Genomic DNA, 23,071 nt, shown 5'->3' with positions numbered 1-23,071 from the left:
AATATTGAGTTAAAATAAGTAAAAGTATACTAATCATTATATTCAGCATTAAATTTATAGTCAAAATTTCATTAAATATAGAGCTTGACTTTATGGGTGATATTATCTGTGAAAATGTAAGTTATAGTTTTTAATAATGTTTTGAGTGACAGTTTTGATGAAATTTGTTTGTTTTTAAATTAATTACTATAGCATTTTTTAAATATTTTTTATGAAAAAGCAGTTGATAAAATTTAGCTATTTTATAGCACGTTTTATAGGTAAGATTTTGTCTTATATTTATCCTTTACGTCTATCTGCTTGGATTGATGTGTGTACGCGACATATTTATACTGCGAGAATTTCCAGCTTGTTTAAAAAATTTGGATCATGTTCTTCCATTCATAGAAAAGCTACAGTGATAGGCGGTAAATATATATCCATTGGAAATGATGTTTGTATAATGAAAGATGCTATCCTTACAGCTTGGGAAATAAATGATTCGGAAGAACATTTCGTTTTTCCAGAGATAACTTTTGGTGATGGAACAGTAATCGGAGAACAAAGTCATATAACTGCAATTCATAAAATTTCTATTGGAAAAAATGTACTTTCTGGAAGATGTTTGACTATAACTGATAACGGGCATGGAGATACTAATTTTAAAAGTATGGATAGTACTCCGCGTCAGCGTCCACTTTATTCAAAAGGTCCTGTAATTATTGAAGATAACGTGTGGTTAGGTGACAAAGTAACTGTATTGCCGGGTGTAACTATAGGTAGAAATAGTATTGTTGGAGCAAATGCAGTAGTAACAAAAAATATTCCACCTTTCAGTATTGTAGGTGGTAATCCGGGAAAAATTATTAAAACCTTATCTTCTCAAGATTCTTAATATGGATGTTTCTATAATTATAGTAAATTATAATACTCAAGAGTTAACACTTCAATGTCTACGTTCAGTTTATGAGAAAACTGCGGGAATATCATTTGAAGTAATTGTAGTAGACAATGCTTCTTCAGATGATTCTGTAAAGCAAGTTAGAATAGAATTTCCTCAGGTTATACTTATAGAAAGTCCTGAGAATTTAGGATTTGGAAGAGCTAATAATTTAGGATTTGAGCACTCAACAGGTAATTATATCTTCTTACTGAATTCTGACACGTTATTAATCAATAATGCCATTGAGATACTATGGAGATTTCTAAATCAGAATTTAGATATAGCAATTGTAGGAGGGCAATTATTTGAAGAAGATGGTTTAACTACCACTCATTCTTATTCTTTTTTGTTTCCGTCTATATTGATGGAGATTGATGTATTATTACGTTGGGCTATTAGCCATAGACTGGAAAAGAAAAAATTGAAAAATATAAAAACAGACCATTTTATTACTGTTGCGAATGTTACTGGAGCAGATATGATGTTGAGACGTAGCGATATAGAACAATATGGTTTTTTTGATCCTAGTTTTTTTCTATATTTTGAGGAAACAGAGTTATCTTATCGATATTACCGTAAGGGAAGGAAGTCAGTATTCTTTCCTGAAGCAAAAATTATTCATTTAGCAGGAGGTAGTTTTTCGTTAGCAAAAGCACGTAGTAAGTTTTATGTAGAAGGGCGAAAAAACTATTATAAAATTACTCATAGTATTTTATACCGTAAACTTGCAGATTTTATTTGGGGTATTACCTATATCTCTGAAGTAATTCGAAATGCAAAAAGCCGTTCAAAACGAAAAGAATGGTTTAACAGAATTAGATTGGCTTTAAACAAAAGTTAATATTTGCAGGATTTTACTATGAAAATACGAATGGTTGATAGTGTCTGTTATGATAATTGGCACTTAAATTTTAATTCTCAGTTAATAGAAATTTTGACTAATGTTGCTTCTTCTGTTGAATATAGAGGAGCTCAGAAGATAGGTCTTAACAAGTTAAATGTTAGAAGCAAAAAGTTATATGTGATCAAGGGAACAGGTCCATGGAATATAATCTTGCGTTTCTTTTTTACTTTTTTTAATGATATTTGGCAATTATTAATATCTCCACATGATCAAATTATCGTTTACAGTTTTGATGCTACCGTTTCTGTGCGTTTAATAAATTTTATTAATAAAATATTAAAAAAACGTATTATAATGTTTCGACATGGTTCTATGGAAATGCTTCAAACTAGTCCAACAGGTAAAGGAATATTCTATAGCTTCGAAAATAATCTTACCAGACAGTTTTTTTTAAATAAACATATTAAAATTAGTAGCAATTTATATTTCTTTGTTTTAGGAGACATAATCTTAAAGAATTTATATTCTAGATTACCAGAAAATATGATGAGTCATTTTTATTCAATAGATCATCCGTATGATTTTAATAGAAATACTTATGTCAAGAAAAATAAAGAAACAAAAGAACTAAATATTGGGACTGTTGGCGTTTTTAATGAATATAAAGGAGGAAAAGATTTCTTGCAATTAGCAAAACTTTTAAAACACAAAGAAGCAGTCAATGTTAATTTATCTATTTCGGGTAGAATTAATTTTAACATCTCTCTTCTAAAAAAAGCAGGAATTAATCTGCCATCTAATGAAGGGAGAAACATGATAAGTACAGAAGAGTTAAATGATCGTATTGATCAATTAGATTTTGTTTTATATTTCTACCCTTCAGATACTTATCGTTTAACTGCTAGTGGAGCAATTTTTGATGCAATAAACAGAAAAAGACCTATAATAGCAATAAGGAATGATTATTTTGAATACATCTTTACTAAGTTCGGTTCAATAGGTTATCTTGTTGATTCTGTGAGTGAAATGGCTGACAAGATTTTTCTGATTTCAAAAAAATCAGAAAAGAATATTGATTTTGATTTTGAAAAAGCTCAAAATTTATTATCAGTTCAAAATTTAACTAAAATATTTTCAAAGCAATTACAAGAAATTGGATTTGATAAGTAATAAATTTAATAAAATAAAAGATTGATGAAAATAGCTCTTTTAGGAAGTAAAGACTTTGATAGCCTTGAGTATCATCTTAATGAATCACTTTCTTTTTTAGGGAATTTTGTAATTCATATAGACATAAAAGATGCTATAGCGGTTCCTTATAAATATAATTATATGGCATCTAAGTTTCTTAAAAAATATGATGAGTTTTTGTTTCGGAAAGTAGCAAAAAAAATTATCGAATCTGATCCGGAATTAGTAATATGCACTTATCGATTCATTAATCCAATTTGTATACGATTGATTAAACAAGCTTTACCAAAAGTAAAAGTAATTCATATTAATCCAGATCAGTTAACAACATTAGAATATCAGCAAATTTTTGCATCACCCTATGATGCTTATTTTACTAAAGACCATTATATGGTAGATTTCATGAAGAATAAAATGGGTTTAAATACTTTTTATTTGCCAGAAGCTTTTAATCCACGGGTTCATATCAAACCTCAAGTTGATAGAGTTGAATTAGAGCATAAATTAGGAATCGACTTATTGAGCTTTGGAACTATGTATCCATATAGAGCAAATATGGTAGCAAAATTAATAGAATCGAATATAAATGTTTCACTTTTTGGAAGCATGGACCGTCGTTTTTTTAGAGATGATTTAAAGCTTAAATTTAACTCAGAATTTATTACAGGTCAAAGGAAGTCAGAACTTGTTTATGGATCAAAAATAATATTTAACAACTTCCATTATGCCGAAATTGAGTCAGCAAATGTGAAATTTTTTGAGATTGGCGGCATTGGAGGATTCCAAATTTGTGATTACAAGTCAAGTTTAAAAGAATATTCATCAATTCCAGTTGAGGATTTTACCTATAAAAATATTAATGAAGCCATAGATTTAATAAATTTTTATTTGGACAAACCATTATTACGACATGAATTATCTTTAAAGCAATATGAATATTTTCTATTAAATCATACTTACGAGCACAGGATAGATCAGTTAATGAGATTAATCTATTAATGTGCTGAAGCCATGAGTTTTATTGATATTAAAAGAGTTGTGTTTTTTGGTTTTAACAATATGTTTAAGCATAAGAGAGGTGTTGAAAATGTTATAGAATTTCAATCCAAGGCAAGTCTAAGTGAAATTAACTATTATATACATTGGGATAATAAAACGAAAGTTTATCATTACGATCATTTGATATGTATATCAATTAAAAAGGATATTTTTTGGATTTTAACTCTAAATATCATTTTATATAAAATTATAAAAAAAGAAAAAAAAGTATTAATTCATTCTCATAATGCATTAATGAGTATTTTCAGTGTTTATCAAAGTAATCTATACACACTGCACGATGCTCTTTATTATTTAACTAAAGCAACAAATCATAAATTAAATATTTTCTTTTTTGTCCTTGAAAAAATTTTATATTTCAGAGTAAAACACGTACATTTTATTTCTGAGTATGCTAAACAGATGAGTTTATATGGTAATCGTAAAAACTATACAATAATATTTAATACCTCACATCTAGAAAAATATAATTTAGATTGTCTTAAAACAAATAATAAAAGGACAAATTTTCAGGCTTCATCAATTAAGGTTTTTATAGTTAGAAGTATTGAAGATAGAGCAAGAATAGATTTAATTATTGATGTGGCAACAAAGTTGACTAACAGTGATTTTGAATTTTTTGTAGCTGGAAAAGGTCCTTTGCTACATTATTATCAAGACAAGATAGAAAGCAATCAATTGGAAAATATTACATTACTGGGCTACGTTCCTGATGCAGAACTTATAGATTACTATAAAGAATGTGACATTGTAATAGTGCCAGCCGAATACGGTGAAGGATTTGGTTTGCCAATCATAGAAGGATATCTTTTTAATAAACCTGTTATTGCTTCAAACAAATGTGCCATTCCTGAAATTATTTGTTCAAATGACTTTTTATTTGAAAATTCTATTGAAAGTTTAATAGAAAAATTAAATTCTGTAAATGTTAAATCGAGCTACAACTTTTATGATTTTTATAATAAATTTTATTCAAATTTTATAATTATCAAGAAGTTTAACGAATTATATAAAACCATTTAAATGGCAATATATATAATTACATTATTTCTATTGTTGTTGTTCTCATTTTTTGAGTTAAGATGTGAATTAACAAAAAGCCAAAAGAATATAATGAGTTTTATCCTTTTTTTTGTTTTTGTTTTTCAAGCTGGTTTACGATGGAAGACAGGTACAGATTGGCAAGTTTATTTAGATAATTTTGAAAATACAATAGATTACAGTTCCGTTATCATTAATATTTTAGCTGGATTTGAAATTGGCTATGGAAGTTTTGTGTTTTTAGTAAAAAATATAACTGATAGCTATTCTGTTTTCTTAGTAATTCACGCAATAGTATATTATTTTTTGATTTTTTATGCAAGTAAAAAATTAAGTCCATTTCCTTTTGTCACATTATTAGTTTTTTATGTTTCTACACTAGGTGTATTAGGGTCAAACCGTCAATTGTTAGCTGTTGCAATTTGTTTGTTTTCCATACAATATGTATTAGATAAAAAACCGTATAAGTTTTTTTTTTTAATAGCAATTGCTTTTCTATTTCATTCTACTGCAATACTTTTTTGCATCATGTATTTTTTAAATAGACCAGTAAAAGTTAATATGGTAATTTTTATAATTTTTATTTCGTTTATTATAGGGAAAACCAGTATTCCCATTCACGTATTTTCAATTTTAGGAAGTAGTGTTGGTGGAGCAGGAGAATCTAAAGTTTCAGCATATACAGAGCTTGCAGGTGAAGTAATGTCGGATCATGCACTTAGTTTAGTTGGATTGATTAGGAGATTATTATATCTAGCTTTATTTTTGTATACTTCTAAAATATTGCAAAAAAAAATAATTTATTATAATTTAATTTTCAACGGTTATCTTTTTGGCCTGGCTTTTTATTTTTTGTTTTCAAGCTCTTTAATAATTATGGTTAATAGAGGGAGTTTATATTTTAATGTGCTAGAATGTTTATTGATTTCATGTCAGTTTGTTGTTTTAAAAGACAGATTAGAAAGAAGTTATGTGTTGTTGCTGCTTTTCGTATTTTGTGTTTTTCTCTTTTACCAATCGATTTCAGCTTATGAGGACCTATTTATTCCTTACAAAGGAATTTTAATTAATCAAGATTTTGATAGAGAGATGTATTAGTAATAAAGTTTTAAATTAAATATTAGGAATGTTAAAAAAGACAGTTGTTTTGTCAGGAGCGAATATTACATCAGGTGGACCATTGACTATATATAATAGCGCATTAATTGAGTTTTCAAAACTTTCAGATTACAAAATAATTGCAATTGTAAATGACAGTAGTTTTTTTTATAAGTCTGATAATATAAGTTTTATCGAAATTCCACAATATAAAAAATTCATATTGTTCAAATTCTATTTTGAATATATATACTATAAAAAAATTTCGAAAAATATTAATGCAGATGTATGGATTTCTTTAAATGATTTTACTCCAAATGTATCTGTAAAAAAAATGTTTACCTATTTTCATAATGCAAGTATCTTTTTTAATATAAAAAGATCTGACCTTTTGTTTTCACGCAGTGTCATTTTTCAGAAGATTTACTACACTATATTTTTACGGTTTAATATTTTTAAAAATAAAAAGTTTATAGTTCAACAAAATTGGATTGGTAAAAAAATTAGTCTTAAATATAATTTGCCAATTAGTCAGATTTTGATATTTAAACCGTTTAATTTTGAAGACAAATTAAAAGATTTAGATGAGCATTTTGAATTGAAAAAAGAAGCAAAAGATAAATTAATTTTATTTTATCCAACAAGAGCAATAGGCTATAAAAATATTGAGTTAATATGCGAAGCTCTAAATGTTTTATATTATAAATATTCAATCACAAATATTGAATTAAGAATTACGGTTCTAAAGGATCAAAATAGTTATACAAAATATTTAAATAAAAAATATGAAAAATTAAACATCGTATGGTTAGGATCAATTTCTAGAGAACAAGTTGAATATAATTATAAAATAGCGAATGTATTGGTTTATCCTTCTCGTTTAGAGACTTGGGGATTGCCATTGTCAGAGTTTTCTAGATATAGTAAACCAATTTTTGCTATTGATCTAGAATATGTCTATGAAACAGTTGGTAATTATCCCTATTTAGTGATTTTTAAACCTGATGATATAAGTGGACTTGCTTTATTAATTAAAGATTTGATCGAGAAAAAAAAGTTGGATTATTTTAATTTTGATAAATTAAATATTGGTAATAATATTAATTCAATTAACAGTTGGAAAGAAATATTAGATATTCAATAGTTATTAGTTTAAAAAAGATAAAATTAAAAAAACAATAGTTATGTATGCTGCTAAATAGTTAAAAATGCTACAAGAAATAAATATTTTAGTGCTGATGGCTACTTACAACGGAAGTAAATATATTTCTGAGCAAATAGATTCAGTACTTATGCAGGAAGGAGTCAATATTAAATTATTAATATCTGATGACAATAGTAAAGATGATACAATTTTAATAATCAATAAATATCTTAATGATAGTAGGGTCACTCTGGTTGAAAATAAAAAGGGATCAGGTTCTGCTGCTAAAAACTTTTTACATTTAATGAAGATTGTTGAGAATTCAGAAAATTATGATTTTTTTGCATTTTGCGATCAGGATGATATATGGCTTTCAAATAAGTTGATACAAGCAATACAATGTTTGAAAAGCGACAAGGCAGACTTGTATTTATCTAATTTAATTAAGTGGGATCAAAAATCGGGAAAAAGAGATATTATAAAGAAAAACTATTCACAAAAAAAGTATGATTTTCTTTTTGAAGGCGGAAGCGCAGGTTGCACTTATGTTTTTACTAATACATTTTATAATAAATCTAAAATAGCACTGTCAAAATTGAAATTAACCGAGTGGAAAAATTTTTCTCATGACTGGTATTTTTATTTTTTTGCCCGTACAAATAATTTTAAGGTCTTTATAGATAAGAATGCATATATTTTATATAGGATTCATGATACAAATGTTCATGGACAATTAAATTCATTTTCCTATAATGCAATAAAAGAAAGGCTAAAAATGGTAAGACAAGGTTGGTACTTTGAGCAAATTGAGGGGTTTAAAAATCTTTTAGATGAAAATTCAGAATCAAAGAAAATATACAAATTATATTCGCAAAATTTACTAACCCGTATTTATGTTTTATTGTACTATAATTTAAGTTTAATGAGAAGTACTAATAAATTTTTTATGTTCTGTACTGTTAGTTTATTTATAAGAAAGAGGTAAAATGTATAGTAAATATATAAAGGTTTTATTTGATTTTATAGTAGCATGTATTGGTATTATAGTGTTACTTCCTGTATTTATAACAGTATTCATTTGTTTATTGATGGCTAATAATGGAAAAGCTTTTTTTTTTCAAAATCGACCAGGTAAAAATGGGAAAATTTTTAAAATTATAAAATTTAAAACAATGAATGATAAAAGAGATGTTAATGGTATTCTTTTATCTGATGCTAATAGATTGACGAAAGTTGGAATATTTATTAGGAAAACATCATTGGATGAAATTCCTCAATTATTAAATGTTTTAAACGGAGATATGAGTTTAATAGGACCTAGACCTTTGTTGCCTGAGTATTTGCCATTGTATAATGATTTTCAAAAACAAAGGCATAATGTTAAACCTGGAATTACTGGTTGGGCTCAGGTTAATGGTAGAAATGCTTTGTCTTGGTCACAAAAATTTGAATACGATGTTTGGTATGTGAAAAATGTATCATTTTTATTAGATTTGAATATACTGATTAAAACAATTAAAAAGGTAATTAAAAGAGATGGAATTAACTCAGTAAATACTGCAACAACAGAATTGTTTAATGGAGAAAGTTAAATATTTATATGGAGCAAGCGGACATTGTAAAGTTGTTATTGATATTTTAAGAAGTAACAATGATGATGTGAGATGTATATTTGATGATTATCCTAAAACTGAAGAAATATTAGGGATTCCGGTTTTGAAAGCATCACTTCTTAGATCTTCATTGTCAGATTTTATTATTGTTTCAATTGGAGATAATTTTTTAAGAAAAAAAGTTGTTTCAAAAGTTGCAGCCTCTTTTTTTAAAGCAATTCATAGTACAGCTATACTTTCTATTAATTCAAAGATTGGTAAAGGATCAGTTATTATGGCAGGTGTAATAATTAATTCTTCGGTAGAGATAGGCGAACATTGTATTATTAACTCTGGTGCAGTTATCGAACATGATTGCAAAATAGGTGATTTTTGCCATATTTCACCAAATGCCTCTTTAGCAGGAAATGTGAATTTGGGAGAGGGAACTCACGTGGGAATTGGAGCCTGCGTAATTCAAGGAGTTAAAATTGGAAAATGGGTTACCATTGGTGCCGGGTCAGTCATTATTAAAGATGTACCCGATTTTGCAACTGTTGTAGGAAATCCAGGGAAAATTATAAAATATAAAGAAGTAAATGAGTAACACAAAAATATGGCTTTCTTCACCGCACATGGGAGGATCGGAACAAAAATATATTAAAGAAGCTTTTGATAGTAACTGGATAGCACCGTTAGGCCCAAATGTTAATGGGTTTGAAAAAGATTTGGAAAGTTATCTGAATGGTGATGTTTTTGTTGGAGCTTTAAGTTCTGGAACAGCAGCCATTCATTTAGGATTGATAATATTGGATGTTAAAGCAGGAGACGAGGTGATTTGTCAAAGTATGACATTTTCAGCTTCAGCAAATCCTATTCTATATCAGGGAGCAACACCAATCTTTATTGATAGTGAATCTGAAACATGGAACTTATGTCCGGAAGCATTAGAAAATGCTATTGTTGATCGAATTTCAAAAGGTAAAAAACCAAAAGCAATTATTGCCGTGCATCTTTATGGAATGCCTTATAAAGTTGATGATATAAATAGAATCTCAGAAAAGTATAATATTCCAGTTTTAGAAGATAGTGCCGAGGCATTAGGGAGTTATTATAAAAACCAAAAATGTGGCACATTTGGAAATATTGGAATTCTTTCATTTAATGGAAATAAAATAATAACCACTTCCGGTGGTGGTGCAATAGTATCAAAAAGTAAAGACGTAATTAATAAGGCAATATTTCTTTCAACACAAGCGAGAGATAATGCACCGCATTACCAACATAGCGAATTAGGTTATAACTATAGATTGAGTAATATTTGTGCTGGCATAGGTCGTGGTCAAATGGAAGTTTTAGATAATCATATTAGTTTAAGAAGAAATATGCATTCTTTCTATGTCAACTATTTTAAAGATATCGATGAGGTTAAAGTGTTTACGGAACCTAATAATGATTATTATTCAAATCATTGGCTTTCGGCAATAGTTTTCAGTCCACAATTTGTAAAAGGCAAGAAAATAGAAGACTTAAGATTAGCATTAGAAAAAGAAAATATTGAAAGTCGTCCTTTGTGGAAACCTATGCATTTACAGCCAATATTTGAGAAATTCCCTTACTACGGTAATAAAATTGCTGAAAATTTATTTGATAATGGCCTATGTTTACCATCGGGCTCAAATTTAATTGATGAGGATAGAAAAAGAATAGAACAAGTGTTTAATAGCTTCTTTAAATAAAATTAAGCGATTTAAAATATTATATTTTAAGACGAAAAATGAATAAGCATTTCTAAAGGATTTGGTAATTAAGAACCACTATTTTTAGAGATGAAAGAAGCTTTTTTTGAATTATCTAGCATGATTAATTTTTTAGATTTAGGAATTGAATGGTTGGTACTGTGATTAATGGTTTATTAAAAAAAACAGTTAATTAGTTTTATATTTTGAGTACAAAAATAACTTCCTGCATTGTTTTGTATAAAAATGATATTGCAATGTTACAAAAGGCGATACATTCTTTTTTGGATGGAGAGCTGAATGTAAAATTGTATTTAGTTGATAATTCACCTACTGACGAATTAAAAATATTAGTTACTGATTTAAGAATAGAATATATTCATAATCCTACGAATCCAGGTTTTGGAGCATCACATAATTTAGCTATTCAAAAAGCAATGATTTTTGGTGCAAAATATCACTTTATTGTTAATCCAGATATTTATTTTAGAGGGGATGTAATTATGCCAATGGTCAACTATATGGCAAATGACATGACAATTGGAATGATAATGCCACAGATTTTGAATAGAGATGGAAGTATTCAGAACTTACCTAAGCTCTTGCCTACTCCATTTAGTATATTAAAAAGAAAAATTAAGAAACCAAGAGTGTTGTATCAGAAATTCATCACTGAATATGAATTAAGAGAAGTGCCAGAAGACTCTATTTATAATACTCCAGTCCTCTCAGGATGCTTTACATTACTAAACCTTGATGCTATTAGAAAGGTAGGTATGTATGATGATACTTTTTTTATGTATTTTGAAGATTGGGATTTGTCAAGAAGGATGCATCAACATTATAAAACGATTTATTTTCCAAAGGTTTCAGTGATACACGAATATGAGTCGGGTGCAAATAAAAGTAAAAGATTGTTCACAATATTTGTCAGATCAGCACTAACTTATTTTAATAAATGGGGGTGGTTTTTTGATTCAGATAGAAACAGAATAAATCAAAAAGCATTGAATCAATTTAAATAGATGAACAAAATAATAATTACTGGTGCTTCAGGTTTTGTTGGACAAAATCTATCCGATTATTTAATAGACCAATCTTATATAATTGAGCCAATTTCATTGAGGAATTCGAATTGGAAAGAGGGGAATGTGGCAGATGTTTTTATTCATCTAGCAGGTAAAGCACACGATACCAAATGCACTAGTGATTCTTTGGAGTACTTTAAAACTAATACAAATTTAACTAAAGAATTATTTGATGTTTTTTTAGAAAGTGAAACTAAAGACTTTATTTATTTCAGTAGTGTAAAAGCAGCTGCAGATAATGTTTTGGATATTTTATATGAAGATATTCAACCTAATCCAAAAACTCTTTATGGGCAATCGAAATTAAAAGCAGAAGAATATATACTATCAAAAAAAATTCCACACGGAAAAAGGGTTTTTGTTATCAGACCATGTATGATCCATGGTCCTAGAAATAAAGGTAATTTGAATCTTCTTTTTAATGTGGTTAAGAAAAGAATTCCTTATCCTTTGTCAGCATTTGAGAATCAAAGGTCATTTTTAGGAATAGATAATCTTAATTTCTTAATTAATGGAATTCTTCAAAATAAAGAAATCACTTCGGGAGTTTATAATCTTGCAGATGATGAAGTTTTGTCAACAAATGAATTAGTTCAAATTATATCTTCGGTTTTAAACAAGAAAAATTTATGTGTTGCATTTCCTAAGTTCCTCATAAATGGAATTGCAAAAATTGGAGATTTAATGGAATTTCCTTTAAATTCTGATACACTACAAAAGTTAACAGAAAATTATAGGGTTTCAAATCAAAAAATTAAATCAGCAATTGGAATTGAAAAACTACCTTTTACAGCTCAACAGGGATTAGAAAAGACAATTAAAAGCTTCATAATTAAATAATGTAGTAATTGATAGGATTTTAATATTTTTGCGACATTTCAATATTTATTTTATTGATTAAATGAATAAAATAATATAAGAGGTTTGAGTATTTTAAAAATTACAGTAGTTTAATATATCAAGGATTTATAATTTAATTTTTCTTTTAAAAAGGATATAAGTGTAGATGGATGGGTTTAATTAATTGTAATTATTCTAGATGCTATGATGTTAGAGTAGGGATGATAAATAGATAGGTACTATGGGGTTTTATGTTTTGCTATTGTTGATAGTGTTATCTCTATTTTTTATAAGTTACAAATATCCCAATAAGGAAAAGTTTGTTAGTTTGGTACTTTTTGGTGTTTTAGTCTTAATTGGTGGACTGAGAGACAGGATAGGTTGGGATTATAATAATTATACTACTTGGTATCTTAGTGGCACTAGAGATAATGGTCTTGAATTTGGTTTTTTAATTGTGATGAAATTTTTTCGGTATCTAAATCTGGATTCTAGATTTCTTTTTTTCTTTTTTTCTTTTTTTACTTATTTTTTCGCATACCTTGGTGTCAGGAGATATACTAAAAAAAGTACTCTTCCTTTAGTACTTTATTTTTTAATTCCAGTCATGTTTTTGTATTCATTCACTTATATCAGACAGTATTTGTCGGTTACGATAGCTTTTTATGCTTTTACTTTTTTGTTGGATAAAAAATATTTTATTTATTTTTTATTGATGATTTTAGGGATTTCATTTCATTATAGCTGTTTGATACCTTTTGTGATTTTTTCTATAGTTTATGTGTGCGGAGACTCTGTGAAAAATAGTCATTTGTATTTTTTAATGGTAATTTCGTTCTTTATATCACAAATTGGAATTATTCATTGGTTGAGTTTACTCTTTAAAGATTCTCATTATTTATTTTATGTTTCTAGCAAATTTGCCGCTCCAGTTCCTTTGTTAAAATTGTTAGTTATTAATGCTATGGGAGTTTTCGTGATAAGTTATTTTGATAAAAAAGGTTTTCAAAATGAAAATCAAAGATACTTATTGTTACTTTATGTTTGTTCTATCATTTTTTTAAATATTTTTTCTGAATCAACAGAATTAACTAGGATTTATATTTATTTCAGAATTTTTGAAATTATTCTTGTCGCAGATATTTTTCGTTATATCTTAATGAATAGGCGATTTTGGCTTATAATTTTTTTGTGTTGTTTTTATTTGTTTCCTTATTTTAGGGCTATAAAAATTGATAGTGAGAGTACGATAAAAGATGAGCTAAAATTAATTCCTTATAAAACAATATTGTTAAAAAACACATAATATAATTATTTGGTTGAATTGTATTATTTTAACTAATAATATCAATTAGCAATTGATCTACTTCCCAATATTGTTTAGAAAGAAAACCATAAAGAAATAATGAAAAACTTGGTACCTAATGGAATATGCGTTATTGGGGATTTTTTTAATAATGATAGCGTTACTTTATTTTAAAGTAGCTAATAGATTTAATATTATCGATAAGCCTAATCAAAGAAGTTCACATGCAGAAGTAACATTAAGGGGAGGAGGAATTATTTTTTGGTTTTCTGCCTTGATTTATTTTTTACAGCACTTTCAAAATAATTATTTTTTCTTTACTGGGATTACCCTTGTCAGTTTAGTAAGTTTTTGGGACGATATTCAAAACCTATCTAATAAAATTCGAATTGGAATTCATTTTCTTTCAATCACGTTAATTTTTTATGATTTAAATTTATTTATTTTAGTGCCAATTTGTTCTGTTTTAATAGCCTATATCTTAGCTATTGGACTAATTAATGCATATAATTTCATGGATGGAATTAATGGCATTACAGGGCTGTATACATTAGTTGTTATGGGAGCATTGCTATATGTTAACAGATATATTCAGCTTTTTATAGATAGCGATTTTATAAAATATACTATAATTGCGAGCTTAGTTTTTCTGTTTTTCAATTATAGAAAAAAAGCAAAATGTTTTGCGGGGGATGTTGGAAGTATCGCAATTGCGTTCTGGATAATTTACTTAATTTTAAAACTTATTCTAGTTACAAATTCTCTTATTTGGCTTTTGTTTTTAGCAGTCTATGGGGTTGATGCTATTTGTACAATTATTCATCGCTTGTATTTAAGACAGAATATTTTTGATGCCCATCGTTTACATTTATATCAGGTACTAAGTAATGAATATAAAATACAGCATAGATTGGTTTCTTTATTTTATGCCTTAGTTCAAGCAGGAATTTCATTTTTGGTTATAACTCTATATAATAAGTTAGAAAATTTGATTTTGTTTATAATTGTACTTTTACCACTGCTTTTTATATACTCATCAAAATTCTATTTATTAAATAAAAACAACTCAAGACTAGAAGCATGATTCCCAAAATAATTATAAGGAAGAAAATTTTGAGATTATCGTGGTACTATTTTGTATGTAATTGATTTTAGTTTTAAATATATAAAAGATTTTATATTATCAGTAATTCTAATGAAAACCCAGTTCGTGTTTGGCAGAGATTTAAATTAGATACTAAAAAAATATTGTTTTAAGTGAATCTTTAAAAAACCATTATGTAAAGATCGATAATTTGGGAACACCTTCAAGGGAGTTACCAGTTGAAACCATATTAATATTAGCTCAAGATAGTAAAGTAGTTTATATTCCTGTTGGTTACGTAAATGCTATAGAATCTTTACAAAGAGACTCAAAGTTGATTTCATTTTCTACTTTACCGTTATGTAATGTTAGTAATGATGATTTTCGTTACCCCACAGATTATGGAATAATAAAAGAATTTATTTATTCTTATCTCAAAAAAGCGGTTTTGAACAAAGCTATATTCAGAAAGCTTTAGAGACAAATTGTATAACTTCTGGAGGGCAATATGTTGATGAACTTGAGAAGGTTTTGGAGGATTATCTTAAAGAAGAGACATTTATTGCAGCTTTAAATTTAGGTACATCTGCGATTCATTTAGCTTTATTAAATGTAAAATAGGATAGTGCAGAAGTTCTTGCAAGTTCATATAAGGGCAAAAATTGTGAACTTTTGGAATTCTTTCTTTCAATGGAAATAAAATAATTGTGACTTTTAGGGGAGGTGCAATTATTTTGAATTCAATTGATTTTAAAAGAAAGAGCAATTTTTTATGCTACCCAATCTAAAGATGAAGCAGTCAAATATTAACATAGTGAAGTTGAGTGTAATTATGGAATGAGCAATATATGCGCAGGAATATGTCCTAGACAAATTAAAGGCCTAGGTGAAAATGTAATTGCCCGTAGAGAAATCATTTTTTTGGAAAGATATTTTTAAGGAGATAGAAAGCGTAAAGCTTTTCGACGTTTCTAATGAGAATTATTATTCGAATTATTGGTTAAATGCAATTTTTGGTAGAACTAAATACAGAAAAAGATATAAATAGAAAAAGTTTAATGATAGTTTTTTTTTAAATCAAAATAATGAAACGTGCGCCACTTTAGAAAACGATGCGCTTGCAGCCAATTCTTGGAAAGTATCAATATAATGGAGATAAAATTGCTGAAGAATTATTTTAAAAAGGGTTGTGTTTGCCCTCAGAATCAAGTCTCACAAATAAAGAAAAAAAGTAGAGTTGAAGAAGTAATCAATACTTTTTTAAATTAAATAAAAATTATATTTTAATATGAAAATTAAAAAAACATTTATAAAGGATTTAGTGATTATTGAACCAATAGTTTTTGGAGATGAGAGAGGTTATTTTTTTGAATCATATAGCAAAAATAAATTCGAAGATTTAGGAATTAATATCGATTTTGTTCAAGACAATCAATCTTTTTCTAAGAAAGGTACTTTGCGAGGTTTACATTATCAAAACCCTCCTTTTGCACAAACCAAATTAGTTCGAGTTTTAGAAGGAGAAATTATTGATGTTGCCGTAGACCTAAGAAAAGATTCGCCTACTTATGGTAAGTCATTTAGTATTTTATTGTCAGCTGAAAACAAAAAACAATTATTAGTACCTCAGGGCTTTGCACATGGTTTTTCGGTTGTTAGTGAAACGGCTTCAGTAATGTACAAATGTGACCAGTTTTATAATAAAGTCTCAGAAGGTGGAATTAAATTTGACGATCCATCTTTGAATATCGAGTGGGGAATGGACTTAAAAGATGTTATAGTTTCTGAAAAAGACCAGATTCTTCCTTTTATCGAGAATTGTAACAGTTTGTTTTAATGGAAAAGATTCTTGTAACAGGAGCAAACGGACAATTAGGTTCAGAAATATTTGTTTTATCTTTAAATTGTCCTCAATACGAATGGATTTTTGCAGACAGAAATCAAATAACTCTGGATGATTTAAATTTACTTGAAACACAATTAGAAGAATTGCAACCTACTATTATTTTGAACTGCGGTGCTTATACTGCAGTTGATAAAGCAGAAACTGAAAGAGAATTGGCAGAGATTGTCAATCATTTGGCAGTAAAAGTAATAGCAAAATATTCAGCTAAAAATAAAGTAAAACTGATTCATATATCTACAGATTATGTTTTTGATGGTACATCATCAGTAGCTTTGGATGAAGAAGCTTTAACAAATCCTATCAATGTGTATGGAGAAACTAAAAGATTAGGAGAATTAGCTTGTTTACAAGAAAATCCAAACTCAATTATTATAAGAACATCATGGGTTTATAGTAAATTTGGAAATAATTTTGTGAAAACAATGCAACGATTGATGCAAGAGAGAGATTCAATTAGTGTAGTAAATGACCAAATAGGCTCACCTACTTATGCTGGCGATTTAGCCCAAGCAATAATCGAAATTATTTCATCTGAAGAATGGCTTCCAGGAGTTTATAATTATTCTAATGAAGGAGAAATAAGTTGGTATGAATTTGCTTTAGCAATAAAAGAATTTGGTAAATATAATTGCGTTGTTGGAGGGATACCATCAGCATCTTATCCAACTCCTGCAAAACGCCCAGAATTTTCATTGTTAGATAAGAAAAAGATTAGAAATACATATAATCTGGATATACCACATTATAAAGAGAGTTTGAAAAAGATGTTTGTATAAATAAAGCAGCATTGAAGATTTAAAATTTTGAGAATCAATTTAAATAATTTTAAAATTTAAAATCTGAGATCTAAAATTAAGATTTATGAAAGGAATTATTTTAGCAGGAGGTTCAGGTACCAGATTGCACCCATTAACTCTTGCGATGAGCAAGCAAATGATGCCAGTGTACGATAAACCAATGATTTATTACCCACTATCAACTTTGATGATGGCAGGTATAAATGAAATATTGATTATTTCCACACCACATGATTTACCAAATTTTAAAAAATTATTAGGAGATGGAGCTAACTTAGGTTGTAAATTTAGTTATGCAGAACAAGCAATTCCAAACGGATTAGCACAAGCTTTTGTCATTGGTGAAGAATTTATAGGAAATGATGATGTAGCTTTGATTTTAGGAGATAATATATTTTTTGGAGCCAATATGCAAGAATTATTGCGTTCTAATACAAAACCTAATGGTGGAGTGGTGTTTGCATATCATGTTTCTGATCCGGAACGTTATGGAGTAGTAGAATTTGATGAAGATTTAAAAGCCATTTCAATAGAAGAAAAACCAATAAGTCCCAAATCTCATTATGCTGTCCCAGGTTTATATTTTTATGATAATTCAGTTGTGGAAATAGCTAAAAATATAAAGCCAAGTGCACGTGGAGAATATGAAATTACAGATGTAAATAAAGTATATCTTGCAAAAGAATCTTTAAAAGTAGGAATTTTGAGTAGGGGTACAGCTTGGCTTGATACAGGGACATTTAATAGTTTGATGCAAGCAGGTCAGTTTGTGCAGGTTTTAGAAGAACGACAAGGGTTAAAAGTAGGTTGTATAGAAGAAATAGCATGGAGACAAGGATTTATAAATGATAATCAACTTGAAGAATTAGCACTACCACTTGTTAAATCTGGTTATGGAGCATATTTATTAGATTTTTTGAAACAAAAAAAGGGTGGTGTTAAAATTTAATTTTTTGAATCCATTATTTCGTATTTTTGTAATTATTATCGGACTCTATAAATCTAAGACCAACTAATTTGAATAATAAACCAACTAATCTTGCAATTTTATTTGCTAAGTATTTTTCGATAGCTAACATGAGACTTAATATTCATAACCTAAGTTATTTACCTAGATGGATTATAGTCTTGATGGACGTTATGGTATTGATTTTCTCTTTTACTTTTACTTACTTGTTATTTAAGGGTACAGGCTTGGGATATATAATAACGCACCATGAGTTTTATTTTGTAGGATCTCTTTTTGGAGTTAACATTTTTTTCTTCTGGTTGTTTAGGACTTATTCGGGTATAATTAGGCATTCATCTTACATTGATGCAATTAAACTGTTGTTTTCACAAATGTCAGTTTTAGTTGTTTTTTTGTTTTTTAATTTTGTATTTGAATTATATCACGGAGATAAAGCATTTTTAAATACTGCCCTTTTTATAAATATTGTACTTTCATTTTGTGGCTTGTTTTTATATAGAGTAGTTGTCAAGCAAACATTTGAACTTTATTTTGCTGAAAAAAACAACACTAAATTAATTAGAACTATTATTTATGGAACTGATGCTAATGCAATATCTGTTGCTAATGCATTAAAATTTGAGACACCTTCTCGTTTTAAAATTGTTGGCTTTGTTGATAAAAACAATCAAAATGCTTCTAAGCGAATGTTGGATTTACCAATATTAATCCAAAAGAAAAGATTACCTGCTTTAATGCGTTCTGTCGCAGCCGAAGGAGTTATTATTGCGGATAAAAGTCTAACAAAAGATGAACAATTAATTATTGTTGACCAATGTTTAGAGTTTAATTATAGAGTATATACAGTACCATTAATTTCAGATTGGGAAAATCAAAAAGAGATTTCTCAAAAAGTAAAAAATATCCAGATTGAAGATTTGTTGGAAAGAAAACCAATAGTATTGGATAGTAAATCGATATCTAAACAGTTAAAAGATAAAACTATTTTAATTACCGGGGCAGCAGGGTCAATAGGAAGTGAAATAGTAAGACAGGTAATAGGGTTTAATCCTAAAAATGTAATTTTATTAGATCAGGCAGAAACACCGCTACATAGTCTTTGTTTAGAAACCCAAAATATGGTTTCTGATTCAAGAATCCATGCTGTAATTGCAGATGTGAAAAGCAAAGAGGCTATGGAAAGGGTTTTTAAAGTTTATGGACCACAAGTAGTTTTCCATGCGGCAGCTTATAAGCATGTACCCTTAATGGAAGGAAATCCATCTCAAGCTATTTTAACAAATATTGAAGGGACTAAAAATCTAGCAGATTTAGCTTGTAAATATAAAGTAAAGAAATTTGTAATGGTATCTACAGATAAAGCTGTAAATCCTAGTAATGTTATGGGAGCCAGTAAACGAATTGCTGAAAAATATGTGCAGTCTTTACATTTAAAAAATCAAAAAGAAAAAGGTAGTGATACAACAAAATTTATTACAACCCGTTTCGGAAATGTTCTAGGTTCTAATGGGTCAGTTGTTCCTTTATTCACAAAACAAATTGCTGAAGGAGGACCTCTAACGATAACACATCCTGATATTATTAGATATTTTATGACAATCCCAGAAGCATGTCAATTAGTTCTTGAAGCTGGTGCGATGGGTAATGGAGGTGAAATCTATATTTTTGACATGGGGAAACCTGTTCGAATTATTGATTTGGCTAGGAAAATGATAAAACTGGCAGGGTTTATTCCAGAAAAAGAAATTAAGATTCAGATAGTAGGGCTTAGACCAGGTGAAAAACTATTTGAAGAGTTACTAAATGATACTTCAAAAACATTACCTACTTATCATAATAAAATCATGATTGCTGAGGAGATTCAAGATGAATATGAAACCTTGCATATAGAAATAGATGAGCTGATAGGAATATCTAAATTCTTTGATAATGACGATATCGTTGCTAAAATGAAAAAAATTGTACCAGAATTTAAAAGTATGAATTCTAGTTTTGAAATTCTAGATAAATAAATATAATAAGCGTAAAGAATATATTTGCGCTTCAATTTCTTACAACAAGGTGTTTTTATTTAAAAGCACCTTTTTTGTTTGTATTATTTAGAATAGAAATGTGTACATGATAGATAATTTATTTTAATTGTTACATTTGCCATAATAATACCATGCTCTTTTTAGTATTTAAAATGAAGTAATAGCAACTTATTTTAAAGCAGAATTTTTAAAATGTCAATGAATAAACCAGAAAATGTTTCAACCCCTTGGTTGTTTGAAATAACACCAAAGAATAATTTTTTTTCGCTGAATTTAAAAGAAGTTTGGCAATATCGCGATTTATTATTTCTTTTTGTAAAAAGAGATATTGTAACAGTTTATAAGCAAACAGTTTTAGGACCACTTTGGTACTTAATTCAACCATTGTTTACTTCGATAACCTTTACAATAATATTTAATAATGTAGCTGGAATTGATACAGGCTCTGTACCACCTTTTTTATTTAACCTTGGAGGAATTACGGTTTGGAATTATTTTACAGCTTGCCTTACTGGAACTTCGGATACTTTCAGAGCCAATGCAAATATATTTGGGAAAGTATATTTTCCTAGAATAATCACACCTCTCTCTATAGTAATTTCCAACTTAATCAAGTTTGGAATTCAACTCTTTATCTTTATTGTTTTTTATCTTTATTATTACAGCCAAGGAGCTATTATTGGTCTAAATGGAACAACAATATTTTTTCCATTGCTAATTATTCTTATGGGAATTTTAGGGCTTGGCATGGGAATGATAATATCGTCTTTAGTAACTAAATATCGAGATTTTACTTATCTAATTAGTTTTGGAGTTCAGTTGCTTATGTATCTTTCTGCGGTTGTATATCCAATGGTATTAATTAAAGACAAAATACCTAATTATGCTTGGTTAGTGCAATATAACCCATTAGCTTATATAATCGAAACATCGAGGTATATGCTTTTGAGTGTTGGTAATATTTCATTTTATGGTCTTTTTTATACTTTCATAGTAACATTAATTATATTTTTTGCTGGATTATTGGCCTTCAATAAAACTGAAAAGAGTTTTATTGATACAGTTTAATTTGCGATGTTTTAATAAAACGAGATTCATTAGGTATGCATTATTCATATATTATAATTTACTAATTGGAAAAAGATATTATATTAAAAGCTGAAAATATTTCCAAACAATATCGTTTGGGACAGGTTGGTACTGGAACTTTAAGTCATGATTTAAACCGTTGGTGGCATAGTATACGCGGAAAAGAAAATCCCTATTTAAAAATTGGTGATGCTAATGATCGCAGTACTAAAGGAACTAGTGATTATGTCTGGGCCTTAGAAGATATTAACTTTGAGTTGAGGCGTGGTGAGGTTTTAGGTATCATTGGCAAAAATGGTGCAGGGAAATCTACTTTATTAAAAATATTATCAAAGGTAACAGCACCAACTACAGGAAGTATTAAATCTCGAGGACGCATAGCTTCATTGTTAGAAGTTGGTACAGGATTTAATGGTGAAATGACTGGTCGTGAAAATATATTTCTGAACGGTGCAATTTTAGGAATGACTAAAAAAGAAATTGTAAAAAAACTAGATGAAATTATTGAATTTTCGGGTTGTGAGCGTTACATCGATACTCCTGTAAAACGCTATAGTAGTGGTATGACAGTGCGATTGGCATTTGCTGTTGCAGCTTTTTTAGAGCCTGAAATATTGGTTATCGATGAGGTTTTAGCTGTTGGAGATGCCGAATTTCAGAAAAAGGCGATTGGTAAAATGCAAGATATCTCTAGAGAAGGAGGTAGGACAGTGCTCTTTGTGAGTCATAATATAGCAGCCGTAAAGAGTTTGTGCACCAGAGGAATTGTTTTAGAACATGGGAAAGTAGTTTTTGAAGGAGAAATTGATGATTGTATTGATGAATATTTAAAAGATGGAAATAATATTGCACATAAAAAGTGGAATATAAATGAAAGTCCAGGTTCAGATTTTATAAAATTATTAGAGGCTAAAGTTATTGATGTTGATAATAGAGTTACTTTTAATCATTTGATTGTTAATGATATAAAAATTGAATTCACGTACGAGATTTTAAAAGAGAATGAGCTGTTTACTCATGGATTAAATTTATACAATTTACAAGGAGTTCATATTTTGAGTTCGCATGATAAAGATTCTGAAACTTTAACTACATCTTTAAAAAAAGGAATACATAAAAAAACAATAATATTACCAGGTAAAAATTTAGCTGAGGGAGGATATAGTTGTAGTTTCGCCATAATGCGTTATAACCCTTTTTTAATTGAATTTCATGAAATGGACGTAGTGGGGTTCAATATCATTGAAATTAAAAGTGATAAAACAATGAGAGGAGATTATACAGGGAAATTTCCAGGTATAATAAGACAGATATTAAATTGGGAATAA

General features: G+C 28.3%; 23 protein-coding genes. All 23 read left to right on the top strand.

The features are described 5' to 3' along the window. Positions 1 to 211 precede the first annotated feature (211 nt). The 23 genes from IW20_RS05020 to IW20_RS04915 all read left to right on the top strand — a co-directional run bounded on the left by IW20_RS05020 (position 212) and on the right by IW20_RS04915 (position 23,071). The gene (locus IW20_RS05020) at positions 212 to 874 is read left to right on the top strand and encodes an acyltransferase (RefSeq protein WP_051885576.1); all 663 of its coding nucleotides are present in this window, start codon (positions 212 to 214) and stop codon (positions 872 to 874) included. A 1-nt stretch (position 875) separates the two neighbouring features. Continuing rightward, a complete protein-coding gene (locus IW20_RS05015) occupies positions 876 to 1,763 on the top strand; it encodes a glycosyltransferase family 2 protein (RefSeq protein ID WP_051885574.1) in 888 nt (295 codons plus the stop codon). A gap of 18 nt (positions 1,764 to 1,781) precedes the next feature. Next, complete coding sequence (locus IW20_RS05010) at positions 1,782 to 2,936, top strand: glycosyltransferase (RefSeq protein ID WP_123869446.1); 1,155 nt, start codon at positions 1,782 to 1,784, stop codon at positions 2,934 to 2,936. A gap of 24 nt (positions 2,937 to 2,960) precedes the next feature. Continuing rightward, positions 2,961 to 3,956 carry a CgeB family protein gene (locus IW20_RS05005; RefSeq protein ID WP_035619569.1) on the top strand — a complete coding sequence of 332 codons (996 nt, stop codon included), beginning with the start codon at positions 2,961 to 2,963 and terminating at the stop codon, positions 3,954 to 3,956. Between the two features lie 12 nt (positions 3,957 to 3,968). Then, on the top strand, positions 3,969 to 5,039 hold the full coding sequence (locus IW20_RS05000; RefSeq protein ID WP_035619566.1) for a glycosyltransferase: 1,071 nt from the start codon (positions 3,969 to 3,971) through the stop codon (positions 5,037 to 5,039). After that, a complete protein-coding gene (locus tag IW20_RS04995; protein ID WP_035619563.1) occupies positions 5,040 to 6,155 on the top strand; it encodes an EpsG family protein in 1,116 nt (371 codons plus the stop codon). Positions 6,156 to 6,183: 28 nt separating this feature from the next. Then, positions 6,184 to 7,299 carry a glycosyltransferase gene (locus tag IW20_RS04990; protein WP_035619561.1) on the top strand — a complete coding sequence of 372 codons (1,116 nt, stop codon included), beginning with the start codon at positions 6,184 to 6,186 and terminating at the stop codon, positions 7,297 to 7,299. A gap of 64 nt (positions 7,300 to 7,363) precedes the next feature. Beyond that, the gene (locus IW20_RS04985; RefSeq protein ID WP_240478456.1) at positions 7,364 to 8,284 is read left to right on the top strand and encodes a glycosyltransferase; all 921 of its coding nucleotides are present in this window, start codon (positions 7,364 to 7,366) and stop codon (positions 8,282 to 8,284) included. A gap of 1 nt (position 8,285) precedes the next feature. Then, positions 8,286 to 8,891: a sugar transferase gene (locus tag IW20_RS04980; protein WP_035619559.1), complete on the top strand. Its 606-nt coding sequence runs from the start codon at positions 8,286 to 8,288 to the stop codon at positions 8,889 to 8,891. Continuing rightward, the gene (locus IW20_RS04975) at positions 8,878 to 9,498 is read left to right on the top strand and encodes an acetyltransferase (protein ID WP_035619556.1); all 621 of its coding nucleotides are present in this window, start codon (positions 8,878 to 8,880) and stop codon (positions 9,496 to 9,498) included. The genes IW20_RS04980 and IW20_RS04975 overlap by 14 nt, the downstream gene beginning before the upstream one ends. Further along, the gene (locus tag IW20_RS04970; RefSeq protein ID WP_035619554.1) at positions 9,491 to 10,630 is read left to right on the top strand and encodes a DegT/DnrJ/EryC1/StrS family aminotransferase; all 1,140 of its coding nucleotides are present in this window, start codon (positions 9,491 to 9,493) and stop codon (positions 10,628 to 10,630) included. Before IW20_RS04975 ends, IW20_RS04970 begins: the two co-directional genes overlap by 8 nt. 206 nt (positions 10,631 to 10,836) lie before the next feature. Next, entirely contained in the window at positions 10,837 to 11,655 is an 819-nt protein-coding gene (locus tag IW20_RS04965) for a glycosyltransferase family 2 protein (protein WP_240478455.1), read from the top strand. Next, positions 11,656 to 12,558, top strand: coding sequence for an NAD-dependent epimerase/dehydratase family protein (locus tag IW20_RS04960; protein ID WP_035619551.1), 903 nt, complete (start codon positions 11,656 to 11,658; stop codon positions 12,556 to 12,558). Between the two features lie 241 nt (positions 12,559 to 12,799). Continuing rightward, positions 12,800 to 13,864 carry an EpsG family protein gene (locus IW20_RS26930; RefSeq protein ID WP_081912434.1) on the top strand — a complete coding sequence of 355 codons (1,065 nt, stop codon included), beginning with the start codon at positions 12,800 to 12,802 and terminating at the stop codon, positions 13,862 to 13,864. Positions 13,865 to 13,982: 118 nt separating this feature from the next. Next, positions 13,983 to 14,948 (top strand): MraY family glycosyltransferase, encoded by a 966-nt coding sequence (locus tag IW20_RS04950; protein WP_035619546.1) that lies wholly within the window; start codon positions 13,983 to 13,985, stop codon positions 14,946 to 14,948. 211 nt (positions 14,949 to 15,159) lie between these two features. Next, positions 15,160 to 15,426, top strand: coding sequence for a hypothetical protein (locus tag IW20_RS26675; RefSeq protein WP_240478454.1), 267 nt, complete (start codon positions 15,160 to 15,162; stop codon positions 15,424 to 15,426). Further along, positions 15,366 to 15,569, top strand: coding sequence for a DegT/DnrJ/EryC1/StrS family aminotransferase (locus IW20_RS26905; RefSeq protein ID WP_316930608.1), 204 nt, complete (start codon positions 15,366 to 15,368; stop codon positions 15,567 to 15,569). The genes IW20_RS26675 and IW20_RS26905 overlap by 61 nt, the downstream gene beginning before the upstream one ends. Before the next feature lie 667 nt (positions 15,570 to 16,236). Next, on the top strand, positions 16,237 to 16,785 hold the full coding sequence (gene rfbC / locus IW20_RS04940) for a dTDP-4-dehydrorhamnose 3,5-epimerase (protein WP_035619544.1): 549 nt from the start codon (positions 16,237 to 16,239) through the stop codon (positions 16,783 to 16,785). Next, positions 16,785 to 17,630: a dTDP-4-dehydrorhamnose reductase gene (rfbD, locus tag IW20_RS04935; RefSeq protein WP_035619541.1), complete on the top strand. Its 846-nt coding sequence runs from the start codon at positions 16,785 to 16,787 to the stop codon at positions 17,628 to 17,630. The genes rfbC and rfbD overlap by 1 nt, the downstream gene beginning before the upstream one ends. A gap of 85 nt (positions 17,631 to 17,715) precedes the next feature. After that, the gene (rfbA, locus tag IW20_RS04930) at positions 17,716 to 18,600 is read left to right on the top strand and encodes a glucose-1-phosphate thymidylyltransferase RfbA (RefSeq protein WP_035619539.1); all 885 of its coding nucleotides are present in this window, start codon (positions 17,716 to 17,718) and stop codon (positions 18,598 to 18,600) included. Between the two features lie 128 nt (positions 18,601 to 18,728). Beyond that, positions 18,729 to 20,633, top strand: a complete 1,905-nt coding sequence (locus IW20_RS04925) for a polysaccharide biosynthesis protein (protein WP_205625900.1) — start codon at positions 18,729 to 18,731, stop codon at positions 20,631 to 20,633. A gap of 219 nt (positions 20,634 to 20,852) precedes the next feature. Further along, the gene (locus IW20_RS04920) at positions 20,853 to 21,722 is read left to right on the top strand and encodes an ABC transporter permease (protein ID WP_089052138.1); all 870 of its coding nucleotides are present in this window, start codon (positions 20,853 to 20,855) and stop codon (positions 21,720 to 21,722) included. Positions 21,723 to 21,787: 65 nt separating this feature from the next. Beyond that, positions 21,788 to 23,071, top strand: a complete 1,284-nt coding sequence (locus IW20_RS04915; RefSeq protein ID WP_035619533.1) for an ABC transporter ATP-binding protein — start codon at positions 21,788 to 21,790, stop codon at positions 23,069 to 23,071.

This window comes from Flavobacterium hydatis (genome assembly GCF_000737695.1).
GTDB classification, from domain to species: Bacteria; Bacteroidota; Bacteroidia; order Flavobacteriales; family Flavobacteriaceae; genus Flavobacterium; species Flavobacterium hydatis.
This window is presented reverse-complemented; position numbering and strand designations above follow the sequence as displayed.

What these genes read in the sequence shown, in the direction of transcription:
- IW20_RS05020 (WP_051885576.1), top strand. Translation starts at nt 212, where the DNA reads ATGAAAAAGCAGTTGATAAAATTTAGCTATTTTATAGCACGTTTTATA.
- IW20_RS05015 (WP_051885574.1), top strand. Translation starts at nt 876, where the DNA reads ATGGATGTTTCTATAATTATAGTAAATTATAATACTCAAGAGTTAACA.
- IW20_RS05010 (WP_123869446.1), top strand. Translation starts at nt 1,782, where the DNA reads ATGAAAATACGAATGGTTGATAGTGTCTGTTATGATAATTGGCACTTA.
- IW20_RS05005 (WP_035619569.1), top strand. Translation starts at nt 2,961, where the DNA reads ATGAAAATAGCTCTTTTAGGAAGTAAAGACTTTGATAGCCTTGAGTAT.
- IW20_RS05000 (WP_035619566.1), top strand. Translation starts at nt 3,969, where the DNA reads ATGAGTTTTATTGATATTAAAAGAGTTGTGTTTTTTGGTTTTAACAAT.
- IW20_RS04995 (WP_035619563.1), top strand. Translation starts at nt 5,040, where the DNA reads ATGGCAATATATATAATTACATTATTTCTATTGTTGTTGTTCTCATTT.
- IW20_RS04990 (WP_035619561.1), top strand. Translation starts at nt 6,184, where the DNA reads ATGTTAAAAAAGACAGTTGTTTTGTCAGGAGCGAATATTACATCAGGT.
- IW20_RS04985 (WP_240478456.1), top strand. Translation starts at nt 7,364, where the DNA reads ATGCTACAAGAAATAAATATTTTAGTGCTGATGGCTACTTACAACGGA.
- IW20_RS04980 (WP_035619559.1), top strand. Translation starts at nt 8,286, where the DNA reads ATGTATAGTAAATATATAAAGGTTTTATTTGATTTTATAGTAGCATGT.
- IW20_RS04975 (WP_035619556.1), top strand. Translation starts at nt 8,878, where the DNA reads ATGGAGAAAGTTAAATATTTATATGGAGCAAGCGGACATTGTAAAGTT.
- IW20_RS04970 (WP_035619554.1), top strand. Translation starts at nt 9,491, where the DNA reads ATGAGTAACACAAAAATATGGCTTTCTTCACCGCACATGGGAGGATCG.
- IW20_RS04960 (WP_035619551.1), top strand. Translation starts at nt 11,656, where the DNA reads ATGAACAAAATAATAATTACTGGTGCTTCAGGTTTTGTTGGACAAAAT.
- IW20_RS26930 (WP_081912434.1), top strand. Translation starts at nt 12,800, where the DNA reads ATGGGGTTTTATGTTTTGCTATTGTTGATAGTGTTATCTCTATTTTTT.
- IW20_RS04950 (WP_035619546.1), top strand. Translation starts at nt 13,983, where the DNA reads ATGGAATATGCGTTATTGGGGATTTTTTTAATAATGATAGCGTTACTT.
- rfbC (WP_035619544.1), top strand. Translation starts at nt 16,237, where the DNA reads ATGAAAATTAAAAAAACATTTATAAAGGATTTAGTGATTATTGAACCA.
- rfbD (WP_035619541.1), top strand. Translation starts at nt 16,785, where the DNA reads ATGGAAAAGATTCTTGTAACAGGAGCAAACGGACAATTAGGTTCAGAA.
- rfbA (WP_035619539.1), top strand. Translation starts at nt 17,716, where the DNA reads ATGAAAGGAATTATTTTAGCAGGAGGTTCAGGTACCAGATTGCACCCA.
- IW20_RS04925 (WP_205625900.1), top strand. Translation starts at nt 18,729, where the DNA reads ATGAGACTTAATATTCATAACCTAAGTTATTTACCTAGATGGATTATA.
- IW20_RS04920 (WP_089052138.1), top strand. Translation starts at nt 20,853, where the DNA reads ATGAATAAACCAGAAAATGTTTCAACCCCTTGGTTGTTTGAAATAACA.